A 3638-nucleotide genomic window follows, 5' to 3' on the forward strand; every position below is an offset into this window, starting at 1 on the left:
GCAAAGTGATTGGTAAAGGAGCCATTTGGGACTTGTGCGGCAGTTGTGATATCCCGAACAGTGGCATTGGAGAAGCCCCGTTCATGAATAACCCTCATGCCCTCTTCTAGGATTTTTTCGCGGTGCAATGAAGCGGGATATTATTGCAAAAGTAACGAGAAGAAAATTGGGCGCAAATGCTCAAGCGGTGCTGAATTGCGCTGCACTTTCGTCATTAGCTGAGCGCCCTGTAATGCTGCAACCATAAAGCTGGCAAGGCTGTCGCAATCAGTACTTTGGGGGATCTCATTTTCAGATACCGCAGCTTTTAAGCAATATGTAATGGCTGCCTGTATTTCTGAAAAAATTGCAACAAGACGGTCTCGAATGAGCTCACTATGATCGCTAGCTTCAGCAGCAAAATTCCCAAACAAACAACCGTTCCGCATCTCATTTTTCTTGGCCCGGGCAACGCTGCCATCCAAGAACGCGCCGAACCGCTCCAGCGGAGGAAGCGTGTCATTGCAGAGGGTAGCGGCAATCGTTTTGCGAGTTTCAAGGAAGTATAAGTCAATGATTTCGAGGCCGAACGCCTCCTTGGACGCAAAATGATTGGTGAACGAACCTTGCGGTACACCTGCGGCCTGGGTAATGTCGCGAACGCTAGCCCCGGCATACCCGTGGGCGTGGACGACCTGCATCCCGACATTCAATATTTTTTCACGATGTGATGGTTTAGCCATTTCAAAACAATACGCTTGTCCGTATTCCCTTGTCAATCCGGGACTCAAACAGTGCGTCGGTCAACTGAAAAAGTCTGAATAGAGGTAAAAATAAGTGTTGGTTAGCTGCCCTGCAAAGATCCGCATGCGCAGACTGCACCCATACGACTCCTGCATCAGGTACACGATACGTCTGCGATAAGAGCCCCACCAAAGCCAATGGCAAACTCTTCCGGCACCCGCTTCGGCTTGCCGGTGGAGAGCTCGACGCAGGCGAATGTGGTGATCGCGCGTAATAAAACGCACGCATCCGCCGCGCGAATCACCTGAAAATGACGAACCAACTTGATCCGTTGCATGCTCACAATCCAAGTGGCAATCAGCAGCCGTTCCCCTTCATAGGCACTCGCCAGGTAATCGATCTCATTACGAACCACCGCGAGGCCGCGATCCAGTCGACGGTAATCGGCAAGCGTTACGCCCAGGCTCAAGGAATGCGACCAGGCACAACGCTCCAGCCACTTCACGTATACCGAGTGGTTAGCGTGCCCCAACTCATCGATATCCGCGTCGCCGACGTCGAGTTCTAAAACGAAGGGATTCGGCAAATCCCAGGGCTTTACCACTTCTCGATCCAAGGACGCAGGTCCAGCTCGAAGGTCCAGGCGTCACGCGGTTGTGTGTGCAGGTACCAGTAGTTGTCGGCGATATGTTCCGGGTTAAGGATGCCGTCCTGATCCTTAAGAGCGTAGCGCTCCGGGAACTGGGTGCGGATAAAGTCGGTATCAATCGCGCCGTCGACCACGATGTGGGCGACATGGATATTCTGCGGCGCCAGCTCTCGGGAGGCGCTTTGGGCCAGAGCACGTAGTGCGTGCTTGGCGCCAGCGAAGGCCGAGAAGTTGGCGGCACCACGCAAGGCGGCCGTGGCCCCGGTGAACAGGATGGTGCCGCGCTGGCGAGTCACCATTCGCTTGGCAACTTCGTGCGTGTTTAGAAAGCCCGAGAAACAGGCCATTTCCCAAATCTTGAAATACTTGCGGGCCGTCTCGTCAAGAATGCTGCACGGCACGTTGGCGCCAATGTTGAACACCAGAACGTCGATCGGTCCGATGTGCGCCTCAATATGCTCGACCAGCGCAACCACTTCCTCTTCCTTGCGCGCATCAGAGGCAAAACCGTGGGCCACGCCGCCCCGCTCACGGATGCTGTCGACCAGCGGTTGCAGCTTTTCGGCATCGCGACGGGTGACGCAGGCGATATAACCCTCAGCGGCGAACTTTTTGGCGATGGCACCGCCGGTAGAATCACCCGCGCCGATGATCAACGCTACCTTGGCTTCGGTTGGACTGGACATTGCAGCTCCTTTGGTAAACGATCGTTTTTTTATAAAACATACGCTCAGCCCCAACGGCGGTCAAGGTACTGATTGTTCGGTCAGTTATTGGTTGTCGGGTTTACGCAGGTGATGCTTTTCGATAACACGAAGATTGGCGTGAAGGATTTCTTGGCGGGTTTCATCGGTTTCAACCATGCGTGACAACGCCAGCGCACCGATGCACTGGGCGATGATTGCCCACGCAGCATCGGAATCCTCGGTGCGTGCGCTCCACGCCTTTTGAATGCTTTTAACGCCTTGCTCTACCACCAGGCGTACTTCAGGACCCGCTCTGGCAATTTCTGGCCCCAGTGTCGGCAGCACGCATCCTTCATCAGGATGCAGGGCGTGGGACACACTCAGGTATTTGCGCAGCCACTTGATGACATGATCGTCGGAAGAGTCTTCGTCGCCAGCCAGCATTTCCCGACTGTTCTCCACTTCCTCTTCGATCACCGCCTGGAACAACGCCTGTTTAGACGGGAAGTGATTGTAGAAAGCGCCGCCGGTCATGCCCACCGCCGACATCAAAGTGTCGACACTGGTGACGCTGAAGCCGCCTTTCTTGGTGATCGCCCGACTGCTGCTGAGCAATTTGAGGCGAGTCTCGTCTTTATGTGTTTTTGAATAGCGCATAGGGCAAGCCCGAACCGGCGGTTTGACAGAGTCAAAACAGTAGCATAACGTTCGTTTAGTAAACGATAGTTTTTCTATGGGGTACGTGCGTATGAAGGTGGAGTTTTTCTTCGATGTGGGCAGTCCAGCGTCCTATCTGGCTTGGACGCAGCTGCCAAAAATATGCGCTGCAAAAGGTGCCGAACTGGTGTTCCGGCCGATGCTACTGGGCGGAATCTTCCAGGCCACCGGCAATGTATCTCCCGCAGCCGTGCCGGCCAAAGGTCGTCACTCGACCATCGACCTGGGGCGCTTTGCTCGTCGTTACGGCGTGTCTTTGTTGATGAACCCACACTTCCCCATCAACACTCTGCAACTGATGCGGGCCGTGACGGGCGTGCAAATGCGCCATCCGGAGCGTTTCGAACCCTTCCTGGCGGAGCTGTTCAATGCCCTGTGGGTGGAAGCACTGAACCTCAACGAACCGCAATTGGTTGGCCGCACAATCATTCGGGCGGGCTTTTCCGTCGAGGAGATCCTGGCCTTGACCAATGAGCCAGACGTCAAAGCGCAACTCAGAAGTACGACCGATGACGCCCTTGAGCGCGGCGTATTTGGTGCGCCGACCCTGTTCGTGGGCGACCAGATGTTTTTTGGGCAGGATCGGCTCGACTTCGTGGAGGAAGCGTTGTCCTGAAGCATCTCATCTGACAGCGAGCACCTTCTCACCTGCCTACAAGAACAATTACAACAGGAGTGAATCATGCAACAACGCGCCAGAAATTTAGCCTACCCCGCCAGCTTTCCCGATCAAATTGAACTGGACGAGCAAGAAACGCTACTCACCTCCCTCGAACAATCGTTCGCAAGTCACTCCCACCAGATTGCCGCCACATGTCTCCATGAGCAACTGAGCTATGAACAACTGGCGCGACTGTCGAAAA

7 protein-coding genes are annotated in these 3638 nt (G+C 54.6%); 2 read left to right on the forward strand and 5 right to left on the reverse strand.

What is annotated here, in order from left to right; translation table 11 throughout:
• The 5 genes from M0974_RS33355 to M0974_RS20855 form a co-directional block, all read right to left on the reverse strand.
• On the reverse strand, window positions 1-128 hold a 128-nt coding region (locus M0974_RS33355), incomplete at its 3' end, for a TetR family transcriptional regulator (RefSeq protein ID WP_367279039.1).
• Window positions 129-140: 12 nt separating this feature from the next.
• Entirely contained in the window at window positions 141-722 is a 582-nt protein-coding gene (locus tag M0974_RS20840) for a TetR/AcrR family transcriptional regulator (protein ID WP_297841091.1), read from the reverse strand.
• A gap of 155 nt (window positions 723-877) precedes the next feature.
• A complete protein-coding gene (locus M0974_RS20845) occupies window positions 878-1327 on the reverse strand; it encodes a thioesterase family protein (RefSeq protein ID WP_297841093.1) in 450 nt (149 codons plus the stop codon).
• Entirely contained in the window at window positions 1321-2058 is a 738-nt protein-coding gene (locus M0974_RS20850; protein WP_297841095.1) for an SDR family oxidoreductase, read from the reverse strand. The genes M0974_RS20845 and M0974_RS20850 overlap by 7 nt, the downstream gene beginning before the upstream one ends.
• Before the next feature lie 84 nt (window positions 2059-2142).
• A complete protein-coding gene (locus tag M0974_RS20855; protein ID WP_297841098.1) occupies window positions 2143-2715 on the reverse strand; it encodes a TetR/AcrR family transcriptional regulator in 573 nt (190 codons plus the stop codon).
• Between the two features lie 85 nt (window positions 2716-2800).
• On the opposite strand from M0974_RS20855, the gene M0974_RS20860 reads away from it, so the two are divergent.
• Both M0974_RS20860 and M0974_RS20865 read left to right on the forward strand, forming a co-directional pair.
• On the forward strand, window positions 2801-3391 hold the full coding sequence (locus tag M0974_RS20860; protein ID WP_297841103.1) for a 2-hydroxychromene-2-carboxylate isomerase: 591 nt from the start codon (window positions 2801-2803) through the stop codon (window positions 3389-3391).
• Window positions 3392-3457: 66 nt separating this feature from the next.
• The coding region (locus M0974_RS20865) for a hypothetical protein (RefSeq protein WP_297841101.1) at window positions 3458-3638 on the forward strand (181 nt) is incomplete at its 3' end.

The organism is Pseudomonas sp. (assembly GCF_026224925.1).
Classification (GTDB): domain Bacteria; phylum Pseudomonadota; class Gammaproteobacteria; order Pseudomonadales; family Pseudomonadaceae; genus Aquipseudomonas.